General features: G+C 43.4%; 15 protein-coding genes and 1 rRNA gene. 10 read left to right on the plus strand and 6 right to left on the minus strand.

Annotated elements, in window-relative coordinates; genetic code table 11:
* Positions 1–191 precede the first annotated feature (191 nt).
* Positions 192–2333 (plus strand): type IA DNA topoisomerase, encoded by a 2142-nt coding sequence (locus tag ACR65F_RS16935; RefSeq protein ID WP_440505147.1) that lies wholly within the window; start codon positions 192–194, stop codon positions 2331–2333.
* 59 nt (positions 2334–2392) lie between these two features.
* On the opposite strand, the gene cls is transcribed toward ACR65F_RS16935, so the two are convergent.
* Positions 2393–3847: a cardiolipin synthase gene (gene cls / locus ACR65F_RS16940; RefSeq protein ID WP_440505148.1), complete on the minus strand. Its 1455-nt coding sequence runs from the start codon at positions 3845–3847 to the stop codon at positions 2393–2395.
* A 230-nt stretch (positions 3848–4077) separates the two neighbouring features.
* Here cls and ACR65F_RS16945 point away from each other — a divergent pair, with 230 nt between their 5' ends.
* The 9 genes from ACR65F_RS16945 (at position 4078) to ACR65F_RS16985 (ending at position 13384) form a co-directional block, all read left to right on the plus strand.
* Positions 4078–4497 carry a MarR family winged helix-turn-helix transcriptional regulator gene (locus ACR65F_RS16945; protein ID WP_440505149.1) on the plus strand — a complete coding sequence of 140 codons (420 nt, stop codon included), beginning with the start codon at positions 4078–4080 and terminating at the stop codon, positions 4495–4497.
* 40 nt (positions 4498–4537) lie between these two features.
* Positions 4538–6004 (plus strand): MDR family MFS transporter, encoded by a 1467-nt coding sequence (locus tag ACR65F_RS16950; RefSeq protein WP_440505150.1) that lies wholly within the window; start codon positions 4538–4540, stop codon positions 6002–6004.
* Positions 6005–6143: 139 nt separating this feature from the next.
* On the plus strand, positions 6144–7121 hold the full coding sequence (locus tag ACR65F_RS16955; protein WP_440505151.1) for an MBL fold metallo-hydrolase: 978 nt from the start codon (positions 6144–6146) through the stop codon (positions 7119–7121).
* A 102-nt stretch (positions 7122–7223) separates the two neighbouring features.
* Positions 7224–8435 carry a hypothetical protein gene (locus ACR65F_RS16960; RefSeq protein ID WP_440505152.1) on the plus strand — a complete coding sequence of 404 codons (1212 nt, stop codon included), beginning with the start codon at positions 7224–7226 and terminating at the stop codon, positions 8433–8435.
* A gap of 27 nt (positions 8436–8462) precedes the next feature.
* The gene (locus ACR65F_RS16965; protein WP_440505153.1) at positions 8463–9617 is read left to right on the plus strand and encodes a hypothetical protein; all 1155 of its coding nucleotides are present in this window, start codon (positions 8463–8465) and stop codon (positions 9615–9617) included.
* Between the two features lie 16 nt (positions 9618–9633).
* Complete coding sequence (locus ACR65F_RS16970; protein ID WP_440505155.1) at positions 9634–10524, plus strand: ABC transporter ATP-binding protein; 891 nt, start codon at positions 9634–9636, stop codon at positions 10522–10524.
* Complete coding sequence (locus tag ACR65F_RS16975) at positions 10505–11203, plus strand: hypothetical protein (protein ID WP_440505156.1); 699 nt, start codon at positions 10505–10507, stop codon at positions 11201–11203. Before ACR65F_RS16970 ends, ACR65F_RS16975 begins: the two co-directional genes overlap by 20 nt.
* Positions 11204–11465: 262 nt before the next feature.
* Positions 11466–11828 (plus strand): DUF485 domain-containing protein, encoded by a 363-nt coding sequence (locus tag ACR65F_RS16980; RefSeq protein ID WP_440505157.1) that lies wholly within the window; start codon positions 11466–11468, stop codon positions 11826–11828.
* A gap of 14 nt (positions 11829–11842) precedes the next feature.
* Complete coding sequence (locus ACR65F_RS16985; protein WP_039042600.1) at positions 11843–13384, plus strand: solute symporter family protein; 1542 nt, start codon at positions 11843–11845, stop codon at positions 13382–13384.
* 191 nt (positions 13385–13575) lie between these two features.
* Here ACR65F_RS16985 and ACR65F_RS16990 read toward each other — a convergent pair whose 3' ends face one another.
* From ACR65F_RS16990 to rrf, 5 genes are all read right to left on the minus strand, one after another.
* Positions 13576–13974, minus strand: a complete 399-nt coding sequence (locus tag ACR65F_RS16990) for a hypothetical protein (protein WP_440505158.1) — start codon at positions 13972–13974, stop codon at positions 13576–13578.
* A gap of 73 nt (positions 13975–14047) precedes the next feature.
* The gene (locus tag ACR65F_RS16995) at positions 14048–15427 is read right to left on the minus strand and encodes a sensor histidine kinase (protein WP_440505159.1); all 1380 of its coding nucleotides are present in this window, start codon (positions 15425–15427) and stop codon (positions 14048–14050) included.
* Complete coding sequence (locus tag ACR65F_RS17000; RefSeq protein ID WP_039042597.1) at positions 15424–16101, minus strand: response regulator transcription factor; 678 nt, start codon at positions 16099–16101, stop codon at positions 15424–15426. The genes ACR65F_RS16995 and ACR65F_RS17000 overlap by 4 nt, the downstream gene beginning before the upstream one ends.
* The gene (locus tag ACR65F_RS17005) at positions 16102–16920 is read right to left on the minus strand and encodes a YihY/virulence factor BrkB family protein (RefSeq protein WP_440505161.1); all 819 of its coding nucleotides are present in this window, start codon (positions 16918–16920) and stop codon (positions 16102–16104) included.
* A gap of 120 nt (positions 16921–17040) precedes the next feature.
* Positions 17041–17121: ribosomal RNA gene (gene rrf, locus ACR65F_RS17010) — 5S ribosomal RNA — on the minus strand; the annotation flags it as partial.

Genomic DNA, 17121 nt, shown 5'->3' on the forward strand with positions numbered 1-17121 from the left:
TTCTTATATTGAAAAAAATTAGCTAAGTTCATTTTATCATATATTCACTTGAATAGTCAGTTTTCACCAAATGTTCATGAATTTAAAAGGGGGGGTATTCTCCACTCCCCCTCATAGCAACCCCTTTCGATATGTGAGATAATCAATCTAACAGAACCAACGTACTAAACATGAAAAATCGAGGTGTCACCATGAAACCGGTCATACTAGCTGAAAAACCATCCCAAGCAAAAGCCTACGCAGACGCCTTCACTGCCCGCAAATTCGAAGGCTATATGGAAATCCATCCGTGTCCAACGTTTCCGGAGGGGGCTTTTTTGACATGGGGTGTCGGGCATCTCGTGGAGTTAAAAGAACCACATACGTATAATCCTTCATGGAAACGCTGGTCACTTGGGAGCTTGCCAATTTTACCAGAACGCTATGAGTTTCAAGTGTCGAAGGGCAAGTTCAAGCAGTTCCAAGTCGTGAAGAAGCTTATTAAGGGCACGGATACCGTCATCAACGCATGTGACGTGGATCGCGAAGGATCGAATATCTTTTATAGTATTTATGATCAGACGGGCGCACGTGGACAAACGATAAAGCGCTTGTGGATCAACTCTCTTGAATCTGATGAAGTAATCAAAGGGTTTGAGAACTTGCGTGATAATAAGAAGGATTTGCAGATGTATGAAGAAGCGAAGTCACGGCAGATCAGTGACTGGCTCGTTGGCATGAATGGCTCACGGTTGTATACGTTGTTATTGAAAGCGAAAGGCATTGAGGAAGTGTTCCCGATTGGACGGGTTCAATCTCCTACGGTCTATTTGATTTATCAGCGACAGCGCGAGATTGAGACATTTGTATCGGAACCGTTTTTCGAAGCAGAAGCTTTATTTACAGCAGCCCATGGTACGTATAAAGGGAAAGCCAAGTTGAAAGAGCCGAAGCGGGAACTGATCGCTGATGCCTTGAATAGTCGCGGTATCACGAAGCGAACACCAGGTACCGTCTCGGAATTGAAGACTACCGATAAGCGCATGCCACCGCCACAGTTACACTCTCTTTCAACGCTCCAGGCAACTGCAAACCGTCGCTGGAAGGCAAGTCCTGCCACAGTCCTTAAAACAATGCAGACGCTGTATGAGAAGAAACTCGTGTCATATCCTCGTACGGACACGCGTCATATTACGCCGAGTGAATTTAATTACTTAGCGGCATCCGTTGAAAAATACCAAGAGCTCATTGGACAGCCATTCGAAATCGCTTCGAAGACACCAAAAAAACGTTTCGTCGACAGTTCGAAAGTACAGGAACACTATGCTATTATTCCGACGAAAAAAGTTCCAACAGCGGCTGCGATTGCTAGATTAGCACCGTTGGAACGTAATTTATATGAAGAAGTCGTACGGACTGCACTCGCGATGTTCCACCGTGATTATTTATATACAGAAACGAAAGTGACGACCGACGTTAACGGACTTCCCTTCTTTACAACTGGGAAAACGGAGCTGGACAATGGTTGGAAAGAACTGTTTTCCGCGCCTCCTAAAAAAGGAAAGGAAGCGGAAGAACCTGCCCTTCCACCTCTTGAGCAGAACGAAACGGTTCAAAGCGAAATCGGGATTAAAGAGGGGGCTACCCAGCCACCCAAACCGTATACAGAAGGTCAATTGATTGCGATGATGAAAACGTGCGGGAAGCTCGTTGAAGATCAGACCGAGACTGATATTCTAAAAGAAATTGAAGGACTTGGGACAGAAGCGACGCGAAGTAATATTATCGAGACGATTAAAAAACATGGCTATATTTCTGTCACGAAAAACATCGTGTCGATTACGGATAAAGGTCGCGTCCTCTGCCAAGCGATTGAGGGCAGTTTGCTCGCTAGCCCCTCAATGACCGCGAAATGGGAAACGTATTTGAAGAAAATCGGGAATGGCGAAGGCACGGGTCGGCATTTTTTAGGAAGCGTGTCGAAGTTCATCTATAAACTGCTTGAAGACGTTCCCGTACAGCTAGAACAACAAAAAATCGATATTGTGTTGCCACCATCCAAATCTTCTAGCCGAAAATCCTATACAGCAACTGAAGTCGCTCCCTGTCCGAAATGTGGGAATGGTATGATCGTCGCAAGAAAAGAGTTTTTCGGCTGCAGCAACTACAAAAACGGCTGTAAGCAGACGTTCCCTGGGAAGTTCCTGAAAAAGAACCTCACCCAAGCCCAAGTAAAACTGCTGTGTACAAAAGGAAAAACGAACGTCATTAAAGGATTTACTCATGCAAACGGCCAGAAGTTCGACGCCATGCTTGAATTGAAAGAAGGCAAGTTGAACTTAGTATTTGTATAACCAATAAAAACGGAAAGCCCTCTCACAAAGAAAGAGGCTTTCCGTTTTTCGTTCCACTCTTACAATACAGGTGATAGAAGACGCGAAATGCCTTCTTTGAATTTGATAAAAAGTGATCGCTCTGCATATCTTTCAGGTGTCAGTTCTGAACTGACCTCAATGTCTTTTAAGAATAGCCCATGCAGTTGTTTCGCCACTTTTTCATCGTAGACAATTGCACTCACTTCAAAGTTTAAGTGGAAACTACGGGAGTCGATGTTCATCGTCCCCACTGCCGCCACTTCCTCGTCAACGACGATAGTTTTCGCATGCAAAAAGCCATTTTCATAAAGTAAAATCTTCGCTCCGTAATCCAGCAAATCTCCTACATACGCCCACGTTGCCCAATAGACAAATGGATGATCCGGTTTGCACGGAATCATGATCCTTACATCGACTCCAGACAACAGCGCAATTTTACACGCATCCATAAAACTCGTATCGGGAATGAAATATGGAGTTTGGATGAACACACTCTTTTTCGCAGACAGAATGAGCTTGATGTACATATTCTTCAAGTGCTCAGTCACGGAATCCGGTCCACTCGAAACGATTTGGATGGGGATTGTCCCCCCCTGCTTCTCTAGATGAAATGCATACTCATCCCATTCACCGGGTTTATTATCCCCAGCCCGATGCCAGTCTAGTATGAACTTCCCTTGAATGTGATGGACCGCCTTTCCTTGGATTCTGAGATGTGTATCCCGCCAGTATCCGAATTTTTTGTCCAGGCCGAGGTACTCATCTCCTACATTGAAGCCGCCAATATACGCAATGCGACCGTCGATAATGACTAGTTTCCGGTGATTCCGGTTGTTGACTCTGAAGTTTATTAATCTGAAAAATGATGGGAAGAACACTTCGACTTCGCCACCTGCTGCACGCAGTTCATCAAAAAATTTAGGTGCGGTTTTTTTAGATCCGACTTCATCGTAAAGTAGGCGAACCTTCACCCCTGCATTAGCTCGTTCCGTCAAGGCATCACGGAGTCTAGTGCCCAATGCGTCCGATTGGATGATGTAGTATTGAATATTAACTTCCTTCTCAGCTGCTTGGATATCCGCAATGAGGGAATCGAATTTCCGATGTCCATCGTCAAAGATTTGAATGTCATTATCCGAGGATAATAGCGCATCTGATGATATCAAGTTCATGTGGATTAGTTCCCCGTGTTTCTTGAGTAACGGAGACTGTTGAACGTTCTCTCTATAGACTGTCGATAGTTGGTGATCCACTTCCGCATCAATTTCTTTTCTCTCTTCATCCGTCAGCTTATAGAAGTTCTTTTGCTTCAAATTCCGTCCAAGGAATAGATAGATGAAAAAGCCCGCTATAGGAATAAACACCATAACCAATATCCACGCCCACGTATTCCCAATATCGCGCCTTTCGAAAAACAATACTCCCACCAACAATAAAAGATTAATCACTATCGTAATGGATAAGATCAACGCAATTATATCTCCTATTCCCATAATTACACCTTCTTTCTAGTTTCAGTTTCAATTAAAACTATCTTAACGTATAGGTTATTTATAGAAAGTAGTATTCACTATAACATGTACCATTTGAAAAGGAATATGATCCAAATAAATAGTTTATCCTAAGGGAGAATAAGATGGATTTTTGACTAGCAATCCCCAAACTTGCATTACTTAGTTAAACAATTATAATTAGTTTTACTTAACAAATAGGATGTGTACACATGAAACTTATACATGCGTTGGATGAATTCTATTATGAACAGATTCTGAAAAACCTTAGAGAAATGAACCATAATAAGGTGTATGGAAATTTGTCCTATAATAGTCTGCTGTATATGGAAGTGATCTTGTATAACGAAAACTGTACGGCTAGTTTTCTCGCAGACACACTTCACGTGGCCCGCTCCGCGGTGACGGTGAAAGTAAATGAACTGGTGGCAAAAGGGATTGTCACAAAAACACCAAGTGTTACCGATAAACGCGTCAATTACTTAAACGTCACCCCTAAAATCGTGGAGGACTACAAACGGATGGATCACTCATTAACTCAAGCGATTACTGAAATTGAAAATCGTTTTTCGTCATCAGAAATTTCCTCTTTTGTTGACATGCTAGGGATTATCCGGAAGCACCATCAATAGAAGTTAAGCTAACCACACAAAAGATGAAAGAGGTTTTTGAATGGAACAGAAACAATATGAATACTTAGCGGATAACCCGAATGTGAAAGTGCTTCCTATCATGCTAACACTCATTATCGGGGCGTTTTTCGCTATTCTGAACGAAACACTATTGAATATCGCCCTCGTTACACTTATGGATGAGTTCTCAATTTCGCTGACAGCTGTCCAGTGGATGGCGACCGGCTTCATGCTCGTGATGGCCATCGTCATTCCGATTTCTGCGCTACTGCTTCAATGGTTTACAACGAGGCAACTGTTTTTAGGAACGATGGCTGTATTTACACTTGGTACGATTATTTGCGCAAGTGCTCCGTCGTTCTCGATTTTACTCATTGGGCGCTTAATCCAGGCTGTCGGAACTGGCTTATTGATGCCAATTATTTTCAATGTCTTCCTACTGATTTACCCTCCAGAACGTCGCGGGAAAGTAATGGGGATGATCGGTCTTGTCATTATGTTTGCTCCTGCAATTGGACCTACATTATCCGGGGTCATTGTGGAGTATTTAGGATGGCGCTACTTGTTCATCTTGGTTATCCCGTTTGCATTGTTCTCGATCGCATTTGCGTCTAAGTATTTAGTGAATGTGTCCGAAGTGACGAAACCTAAAATCGATTTCATTTCGCTATTATTCTCGACAATAGGTTTCGGATCCATTGTATATGGATTCAGTTCCGTAGGAGAGAGTAAGGATGGATTTGCTAGCCCAACTGTCTGGTTGTTCATCAGCATGGGAGTTATCGGCATTGCGCTATTTGTGTGGCGTCAGTTGAAGCTCGACGAGCCGATCATGAATATGCGCGTATTCCGCTATCCGATGTTCTCACATGCTGTCGTGATGTTTTTAATCATCATCATGGCGATGTTTGCCTCGGAGATCATTTTGCCGATCTATATGCAAGGTCCACTGGCTCTCACTGCAGCGACAGCTGGATTGGTTCTATTGCCAGGAAGTATTTTAAACGGAATCATGTCACCATTTATGGGCGCCTTATTTGATAAATTCGGACCTCGCGTGTTAATGATTCCTGCAACCCTTGTGTTAAGCGGTACGATGTTCATGATGAGTCAGTTGACCGTTGATACGCCTGTGTGGCAAGTCGTCGTCTACTATATCCTCATCATGCTATCTATTTCTGCCATCATGATGCCTGCTGAAACGAACGGATTGAACCAGTTGCCGAAACATCTCTATCCACACGGTACTGCAGTAATGTCCACGCTACAGCCAGTTGCTGGAGCAATCGGGGTATCGGTGTTCATCAGCATTATGAATGCACGACAGTTACACGTGTTACAGAAATCCTCAACGCCAACTGATCCTGCGGCGATAAATCTAGCGCTAGTATCGGGTGTAGAATTGGTATACTTCATAGCGTTTGCGATGTCGATAGTCGCGGTTGTTCTATCGTTTATTGTATATCGAGCAAAACCGAGTGAAGATGAGGAAAATTCAATTATGTAACAAATACAAACCATGCTTAAACGAAGATTAAAGTTATCTAGCAGGTACCCAACTAGGGTGCCTGCTTTTTTGTTTGTAGCTACCACATGCATATGGCAGCTAAGTCGACTACACTTACTTGTAGAAGGAGTGATGACTTATGAAGCAAAAACGATACCGGAACTTAGACCCAACTGCACGCCCTGCAAATTTTGGTGATTTGCTGCGGTGGCAAAAGGAACGTTTTAAGAAACAGAAGGATATGAGTTTTGTGGTTGGACAAGCTCCCCACAAGCAACAGGCATTGCTGCATGCGAATCAGGACAAGTTAACGATTACATGGATTGGACATTCGACTTTTCTCATACAGCTCGCTGGTTTGACGATTGTGACGGATCCCGTTTGGGCAAGTCGGATGGGATTCAGTAGAAGATTGGAAGAGCCAGGGCTGTCGTTGGATGAAATCCCGCCAGTCGATATTGTTTTGCTCTCACATTCCCATTATGATCACATGGACGTTCCTTCATTGAAGAAACTGAAAGGAACTCCTGCCGTACTTGTTCCTGAAGGACTCGGACCTAAAGTACGCAAGCTGATGCAAGAAAATCGAGTCTATGAGCTATCTTGGTGGGGACAGGTGCGCATTGGTTCTGTCGAATTCCACTTTGTTCCGGCTCAGCATTGGACGAAACGTACTCTTACAGATACAAATACATCACATTGGGGTGGATGGATCATTCAACGGTATATGGAGCCTTCGACTGAAACGTTGCATAAACCCGAATCGATTTACTTTGCTGGTGATAGCGGGTATTTCCAAGGATTCCGAGAGATTGGCGAGAAATTCTCCGATATTACGTACGCGCTCATGCCGATTGGTGCCTATGAGCCCGAGTGGTTTATGGGGACTCAACATATGACACCTGAAGAAGCGATACAGGCGTTTGTGGATATCGGGGCTGAGGTATTCATTCCGATGCACTACGGAGCTTTTTATCTAGCAGATGATACAACAGAAGAAGCATTGGATCGCCTACTTACCGAATGGAGGCAACGTGAACTGGAAGATTGTCATTTACAGTTATTGAAGCATGGCGAGACGCTCTCCTCTGGTTATTCAGAGAAAAATTGCAACTGATTTGGTGTTGTAATTTTTCGAATACACTGTATAGTTGATACATAGATTTCCAATATACTTACAGTGAACACAGGACGAGTCTACTAAAAAGGGGAAGCTGGGATGAATCGCACCTACTTTATACATGAATTTTTACTGACCGCTAAAAGCAAGCGGACGATTCCTTTTCTTCTGTTCATCGGGGTGTTACTTATCAGTTATTGCTTTCTCCTCGTCCCGAACCGAGAAACTAAGGAAACGTTCCACCCAGAAGAAATAAAAGAATATTTAACTGGGGTGGAAGTGGAACAAAACCAACGCATGAAGAGCGGAAATACTGGAGTTATTTTAATGACGGGAGACCCGGTTTTTGCCAGAAACGATTATGACCACGGATTGTTCAGCGCACTACTCAACTCCTATGAAGACCGCAATTTTTTACGGTATCTCCACTTGCGCGCCTACTATCTTGAGTCGGATCCTTCCGTTTATCTGCAAGATGAAAATCTGTTCAAATACTCTCCTTACCCCGGCAAAGACCGGGAACACCTTTATCATCAGACGATGCTCCGCTATGAGGATTACTTGATGAATGATCGACGGATAACAGAAGCTCTGCTATTTGAAAAGACCGGTATTCAATCATTGCAAACCTTTCTACACACGTATGGATTTTATTTCTTCTTATTTTGTGCCGTTTACTTCAGCAGTGATATCTTGTCACGCGATCGAACTCATCGGACGGTGTTACAAGGTCTGCCCATGTCCTGGTATCGTCAGTTAAATTTGAAATCATTAGCTGTATTTAGTTATACACTTCTCGTCTTAATAACTGTTCTTCTCACAGGCTTTTTTGTCTTATCCTCGCAATTCGGGTTCGGCTATGCTAATTTACACGTTCCCATTATGACCGCCCAAAACACATTCACAATCGAAGAATATGGAGTAATCAGTATGGTGAAATTTATTGGCCTATCACTAGCTGCCCTCCCGCTGTTACTATTTCTTCTCATACGCATTAATGTCATTCTCAGTCTACTATTGAAGAACGAGTGGCTCGTCCTCTTGCTCGGCACATTCGCGATCTTTTCGGAACATCTATACGATACAAGAACGACACGCGACATCTTAGGTATCGATATCAGCTATTTTCCGCAAACCTATTTTGATTTCGGGAAAATTGTGACGGGTGAAAAAAACTTCTTATTAAACACTGAGACGATTACGTTAGCTAAAGGGATTATTGTACTACTAATTGCAGCTGCAATCATCGAAGCAGTCCTATTTGTCCTCTCTCGTGTAGTCACCAAACGAAGGCTCTATCAGTCTCGATGAAATCATCTGATAAGGAATGAGCAAACTATGAGATGGAACTACCTCCTATTTGAAACAAAGATGTTGCTACACAATCGAAAGAATTGGCTACTCGGCATCGCAATTATCCTGTTTTTCCCGATTTACTTTTTGCAGTACAGTCAAACTGATATCGAAACGCTGCAAGACCAGAAAAACGTAGAGGCAGAGCAATTCCACTCAATCTTCAAAGCCTTCCCTGAGGAGATGCGAGCGACGAAAGAGGGGCAGGAGATTTACGATAATCTCACTGAGCAAGCCTCTCTCATCAATATGCAACGATTCTACCTTTGGGATGAAGAAGAAAACGACTCCTACATTGCGGATGGGCTTCGGCTTAATGAACTCCGGCTCGAATTACACGAAGCTGGAAACAAAGGAATTCATCCAAACTACATTTTCTCAAAAGAAGAGATCCATAAAGAAGTGGCTTTGCTGAACTATTATAAGAAGCACAATGTCTCCATCGTTCCCGATCCGTTTGTAGCAAGCAATTACATACCTGCTGCGCTCGATACAATCAGCGGGTTACCATTCAGTCTCCTTGTCCTGTTAATCGGCACCAGTATGCTATTACATGATCAGCAGAATCGCACCGTCATGAACGGACTGCCTGTTTCATTTTTGCAGAAAATTTTCAGTAAAGTGGGAATTCACCTAGGTCAAATTTTCGTTTTCCTCGCTGCAGGGATTGGAATTGGTAGTGTGTATGTAGCATTGAAAACTGGTTGGGGCAGCTTTACTTCACCAGTCCTCCTCTATTCTGGCGGTAATTTTTCTGCAGTGTCGACTGTCCACTATGTACTTTTACAGCTTCTAGCGTTTCTGCTCATCAGTTTTACGTTATTAGTTGCTTCTATTTTAGTAAGCGGCCTAACCAAAAATATGTACGCAACGGTTTTATCCATCGTTTTCCTACTGCTGCTGCCCACCCTTCTTCTTTCAGCAGGAATCGATGCGAGCTGGCTACGTCCTCTTGCTATGTTCGATATCGGTGCTGTTCTAAGCGGAGAGACTGCGATGAGGTACGATAGCGCATCTACGGACTATCTGCGCGCACTCTCATGGTTTGCTGGGTTATCACTCGTAATGATGGCCGTGCTATACATGAAGACAAAACTACAGTACGCCCCATATCCATCAGCACCCGGTAAGCAGAACTAAAACAGGAGGGATAACCTTGCTAAAACTATCAGATCTATCAATTTCCTATCAGGATAAAATCATACTGGATCACTTGAATTTCACCGCTGAAAAGGGAGAGATCATCGGAGTTGCAGCACCGAACGGAACAGGAAAGACGACACTATTCAATATTATCGCGAATTATACGAAACCTGATTCCGGACGGGTGCTTATTGACGGGAAATATACGTATCGGAATGAAAAGGAAGAGGTCCTGATCCATAAACTATTGACCACATTTCCTGAACAGAAGGATTTGTTTGATGAACTTTCTGGCACCGCTCACTTGAATCTGTATGCATCGATGTGGAACGGCTCGTCAAAACATGTCCCCGCCATTATCGACAAACTTCAGATGACCCATTATGTGAAGAAGAAAACAAAAACGTATTCACTCGGAATGCGTCAGCGGCTCTGCTTTGCGATGATGATGGCAGCAGATACAACTGTGATGCTGATGGATGAGGTGATGAATGGGCTCGACGTTACGAACGTTGCACTGATTTCAGATTGTTTGTCGGAAATGAAACGTAAAGGCAAACTAATTTTCGTCGCATCGCATTTATTGGAAAATCTCGACCTTTATGCAGATCGGGTCATCTTCTTAAAAGAAGGTAAAATCGTCCATGAACAGCGTTTCACAGATGATCGCGACATCTATTTAAAGGTAGAGTTGAACCCAGTTGGTTATGATGAACTGAAGACGATGCTTGAACTTCCTGCTGCACACGTGTACATCGCAGAGCATTTACTCTGTATACCGCTGGACGGTCTAACCTTACCGGAACAAACGCGGTGGATTGAGCAGATACTTGGTCAGTTTGGACATAATCTGACGGTAGGGCCACTCGGGACGGTGGAGTATTATGAAAAATATTATTCGTAATGGCGGCGTGCTGGTGTTTGTAGGGCTGCTTTTGTCAGGTTGTCAGGCTAAACAAATTCCAACGACTGAGCCAACAGTTCGATATGAGCAGAACTTCGAGCTGACAGGTGATGAAAAAGATGAATTGATCAATCCTGTGAATCCTGCAATCTTTACGACTGTGGATCGCAGCAATCCGGGAGCTGAGGCTGTATCAGTTCCAGTTGTCCCTAAGACAGGGGCAGAATTGAAACTAAAGACTGGGCGTTATATGATTACGGGCTACCCTACTGGTAATATTTCTATTTTCGATTCCAAAGGAGAGCAAATTTTGCGGGAGATTGTTGGGGATTATGCAGGTGCTACAAGCCTGACAGTGTCTGTGGAAGAATCTTATACAGTGCGAGCGGATGGAGGGTATGATTCTATCAATATTTTCACCGCGCCCACATCCCCGAATACTGACCTGACTGCTGGCGTATGGGAAGTAGGGACAGATATTAAGGCAGGAACCTATACGATTTCCTTGGACCAAGGCTACGGTTATTTACAAATTCATGAGAAAGAAAAGGATCCCATTCTCTATGAGTTGATCGGCGGAACGATTGGTCGTACGGAAAGTACCGTGAAACTGAAAGAGGGTCAGTGGCTCCGTGTAACCGACACTTCGTTAATCACCTTCCGTCCCACAGATACTTAACAAAACAAATGGTCTGATTTGAATGAGTCATTGTATGTATAGAACCGTGGTTGCCTTTCACTTAGGCATTCACGGTTTTTGAATGTAGTTATTTAATGACGACTTATTATCTTATTTAAAAATAATATTGCTTATTCTCTGTCTATTTGATACGTTGGACAAACAGGATTGTTGGAAGGTGATTCACTGTTTGGAATTCATTGGGGGATGAGTTTCAAAGAAATCCAACTAATTCGAACGAATCCGTAAAGGGGATGGGGAATTGACAATCGAGTTGAAAGAATCGGAGTTGCGCAGAGAACCTGATCTGCCACGTACGAATGATGGGAAGTTAGATTATGAACGAATCATTGAAACTCCTGAGTTTAAGCTTCTGGTCAAAAAGAAGAATCGCTTTTTGACACCCTATGTTATTGCATTCTTTGCGATTTATCTCTTGCTGCCTATTTTGACAGGATACACATCCATTTTAGAAACGCGGGCCATTGGCTGGATGACATGGACATGGGTGTATGCGTTCGGATTGTTTGTGATGGTATGGGTGTTTACTCAGATCTATGTAAAAAAAGCACGTGACTTCGATAAAGATGTTGACCAGATTATCAAAAAACACGTTAGAGACTAAGGGGGATTCCGTTTATGAGCTTCATTTCCATCGCAATCTTTTTTGCTGTAATTTTATTGACACTCTATATTACGTACTGGGCTGCGAAACAAACGCAGACTGCCAGTGATTTTTATACCGCAGGTGGTTCACTGACTGGCTGGCAAAACGGTATGGCCATTGCAGGCGACTATTTGTCTGCTGCTTCATTCCTTGGAATTGCCGGTGCGATTTCATTGAATGGATTTGATGGGTTTTACTACAGTGTCGGATTCCTCACAGCATACCTTGTTGTGTTGTTCTTAATTGCCGAGCCTCTTCGAAATCTCGGCAAATATACTATGGCCGATATGATCGGTTCACGGTTTGGCGCAAAGAAAGTACGAGGGGCTGCAGCGCTGAATACGATCACAATTGTACTCTTTTACATGCTCGCTCAACTCGTCGGTGCAGGCGCGCTGATCAAGTTATTGTTTGGAATTGACTATTGGATCTCTGTTATGATCGTAGGAATTATGATGCTCATTTACGTGCTGTTCGGCGGGATGACAGCTACTAGCTGGGTTCAGATCGTTAAAGCAATCTTACTCATGATTGGAACAATCGTGATTTCTTTCCTTGTGCTGATGAAATTCAACTTTAACTTTGTTGGTATGTTCGATGTTATGCGGACTGCGACCGACCACGGCGAGTCCTTCCTGCATTCAGGGGTTGTTTATAAAGATCCGATTGGTTTAATTTCCGTGTTGCTTGCTCTGGTCTTAGGAACTGCAGGGCTTCCTCACATTTTGATGCGCTTCTTTACGGTAAAAGATGCAAAGACTGCGCGTTCGTCAGTTGTCTATGCAGTATGGATTATCGGGATTTTCTACGTATTGACGATTTTCCTCGGATTTGGTGCTGCGAAGTTCGTAGGGTCGAAGGCAATCATTGCAGAGAACGCAGCAGGTAACATGGCTGCACCGATGCTAGCAGGCGTACTAGGTGGCGATGCATTGGAGTCATTCGTCGCAGCGGTTGCGTTTGCAACGATTCTTGCTGTAGTCGCAGGGCTCGTGTTATCGGGTGCTTCTGCCATAGCCCATGACCTTTATGCTGAAATTATCATGAAAGGCAAAGTAACCGAGAAGCAGCAAGTGAAAGCGGCTCGTATCGCAGCAATCAGTGTTGGTATTGTCTCTATCTTACTGGCACTTGGTTCTGAAAAACTGAATGTAGCGTTCCTTGTGTCCCTTGCATTCTGTATTGCAGCATCCGCAAACGTACCTACGATCTTGTTAACAATCTACTGGCGCAAGTTCAATACGACAGGTGCAGTTGCATCCATGCTGACGGGGTTGATCACAGCACTCGTACTAGTTGCGGTCAGTCCTAACGTCATTAATCCAGTTCCAGGAGCTGCATTCTTCGTGGGAGATCCACTCTTCCCATTCGTGAATCCGGCGATCATCTCGATTCCAGCTGGATTCCTAGCAGCTATCATCGGGACATATGTTGGTGCGAAACGTCATGAAGAAGCTGAAGTTTCGTATGCAGAGGTCCGTTTCAAAGCGGAAACTGGTTATCGTGGGTTGTGAAGAAAAAGCGTATTTGAATTCATAGTTGAAGACCAGCGAGTTTGTCACTAACTAGTGGCAGATTCGCTGTTTTTTTAATTTAAGGAATCGGGTAGCTCATGGGATGGAGCGCTTCGTCAATTTCAAGCATGTGCTCATCTATTCGCACTGAAAAACCGCCCCTACAATTAGGAGCGGCTAGATTAAATCACTTATCGTTTCTCTGTACGTTCCACAAGAAACGTCATTAAAACGAATAGCGCAAATGCGAGCAACAGAATCGTTCCACCTACAATATAAAAGACAAGCGAAAACGTTTCATTAATATTAAAGGGTTGAATGAACTGGAGCCACATACCCGTAGTCAATCCAATTGATCCAATAATCGCTGTCCAACCGTGAACTGCCACGAGTTTTGTTGCACGGACGCGGTAAATTTTATAAAACACGCCCCATGAAAAGATGGATAACCAGCCTACGAGTAAAATGTGTGCGTGTATCGGTTTGAACGCATATGACCCTGAACCCGCCATATGTGAACCAAGCACTGTGCCTACCAAGCCAAATATCGCCGCAATTCGGATTAAACGTATACTCCATTTTTCCTGCATGTCGAATTCCTCCTGTATCGTTCTGATTATCTTAATCATACAATCTCAACATGAACGCAACATGTACAAGACATTACAATTTCGGTAAGGTCACGATGAAGACTGTCCCCTTCCCCTTTTCACTTGTTACGGTAATCGTCCCATTATGCAACTCTGTCACTTGCTGGACAATCGACAATCCCAGCCCCGTTCCTTCTGCTGCAATTGTACGCGAATCGTCTTCCCGATAAAACCGATTAAAAATGTGAGCCAGATTTTCTTCCGCTATGCCAATCCCTGAATCACCAATTTGTACAGTTACGGAGTGTTCTGTAGATACTAAAGAAACTTCGATTGTTCCATAATCCGGCGTATACTTCAGCGCATTGGACAATAAGTTCTCCCATACTTTTTCAAGGAACGCAGGATCTCCAGTTAGCTCTGAATCCTCAATCTCCATAGAAAGTGAGATTTGTTTTTCTTCAAGAAGCCAACGATATTTGCGGACTGTGTCTCTCAACTGCTCACTCACATCATACGTAACAGGCTTCAAGGGACTCATCATCTGATCGAGTGATGTTAATAATAACAATTGTTTTGTCAAAGAAGATAATCGATCCGTCTCAGCCTGAATGACCTTCGCATACCCCGCACGCTCTTCGTTAGGCAGGGTCTCATCCATTAACAGCCCTGCATATCCTTTAATGTTTAATAGCGGTGATTGGAAGTCGTGAGATACATCACTTATGAACTTCTTGCGGATCAAGTCATTCTCTTTAAGACGCTTAGTCATTTTCTGAAAGCTTTCAGCCAACTGTCCAATTTCGTCTTGCTGATGAATTGGTAAGATGCCACTGAATTCTTCTTTCCCGACCTTTTTCGTTGCAAGCGTCAGCTGGGTGATTGGATGAATCAACCGCTTCGCTACTATTAACATCGCAAGTAGGCTCGCTATGGCCATCACAATGACCATACCACCCAGTAAGTAATGGACTTCTGTAAAGAGCAACTTGATGTCTGGACGTAAAAACAGGGCATACTCTTTACCCCTATATGTAAATGGGACGCCGACTGTATTCGCGGTTTCATCCGAAAAGAAGCCCGTAACGAATGTTTCTGTGGGGAAATTTTTCATGCCGTGATAGTCTCCGCCATTAAGGACGGACTTCACATCTTTTTCTTTTAAGTTATCCAGTCGGAATGATTGACCGTAACGTCGACCTTCTAAATCGTCACTTACAAGCAATAGTTTATATCCTGCTGACGCTTGCGTTTTCAAGTAAAGATCCAATTCTTCCGGCGTTGTTTCTTCAATGTAGTTTGCAAGTTGACGAACGATATTCATATTTTTATCATCATTCGAATCTTTTAAATTCCGATGATAATACGTATTAACCGCCAGAAACGCTGTAAGTCCACTGAACACCATGATTCCTGCCGTATACAGCAGAAACTTTCCATAGAGTGATTTCATATCGCACTCGTGTCCAGCTTATAGCCGACCCCACGAACCGTCACGATACTCACTTGCTCTGGCAATCCTTCCAGCTTGTCCCTCAAACGCTTAATATGAACGTTCAGCGTCTGCTCGTCACCTTCGTAATCGAATCCCCACACCCGATCCAACAATACCTCCCGAGTAAATACCTGATTCGGGCGTGATGCAAGGACAGACAACAGCTCAAACTCCTTCAAAGGCAGGAGCAATACTTTTTTTCCAATAGACACTTCATACGTTTGACGATTAATAGACAACGGTCCGGCTTGGATAAAGACATCCACCGCTTTATCATAACGTCGTAGGATGGCACGAATTCGAAACAGCAATTCTTTCGGCTCAAATGGCTTCACAAGATAGTCATCCGATCCCGCTAGAAATCCCTTTTCCTTATCCTCTAGTTCCCCTTTTGCAGTAAGAAGGAGAACAGGAATATCCCAATCCGATCGCAGTTTCCTCGTGAGCGTATAACCGTCCATCTCCGGCATCATGACATCGACTACCGCAAGATCCGGTACCTCTTGTTCCATAAGTTCAAGTGCTTCCCTTCCGTTTTTCGCTTTCATCACTGTATAGCTGGCTGCGGATAATGTAATTCGTACCAGCTCTAAAATATTTGGGTCATCATCTACCACCAGAATCGTTAGCATCTATCCCACTTCCTTCTTTTTTGACTTACTCCATTCTGCATTCAACAGCCCTGAAATTAAGATGATAACGGCGGTCATATAAAACCAAATCACAAGCATAATGATACCAGCTAACTGACCATATAACCGTGTGTAATCCACGGCTGTCACCCATCCACCAAACAAATAAGAAAACAGTTGCCACCCAATGGTCGAGAGTAACGCACCTGGAATGGCCTGTCGAAACAATACTTTCCCGCTTGGAACAATTTTATAGAAGAGTAGGAAAAAGGCAAACAAAAACAACGTGCCTAGCCCCCATTTTATTTTTGGCCACAAAAATAGCCATCCTTGCCAATCATCGATTCGATCATAATAAGCAATTACTTGATGAAGAATATTTTCAATAAAAGGAAGTACTATCGAGAGTGGTACAACGAACATGAACAATAATGTAACGCCAAGATCACGAATTAACGATAACCAATATCCTCTTCTACGTATATACCCATTCGCTAAGTCAAGTGAACGCGCTAAAGATTGTACCGTGACAGACGATAACCAGAAAGCCCCTGCTAAACTGAAATATAGCCATTTGCCCTTACCATTTCGTAAGACTTCACGGACATTGTCTTCAATTAGTTGAAATGACTGCTCGGGAATGAACGGACGTAAAAATCGAAACAAAATCTCTTCATTAACAGGAAACAAATTCAATAACGAGATGACGAAAATAAAAAATGGCAACATCGATAACAACAAGTAATAAGCAGTTTGAGCAGCCTGATCAAAGAATCGTTCTTTTACAAATCGTCGTAGTACACGCAATCCTGTATTCATTCACAGACTCCTTTTTCATATAGTATATGCCCGGACATTCCTTTTTCTATCATCATATACTACAAGTGGATAATAAAAAAGCGAGTCAAGGAATAAATTCCTTGACTCGCTTTACAAATTGCCCGGCAACGTCCTACTCTCACAGGGGGAAGCCCCCTACTACCATCGGCGCTGAAGAACTTAACTTCCGTGTTCGGTATG

The sequence above is a fragment of the Sporosarcina sp. SAFN-010 genome, from assembly GCF_059415065.1.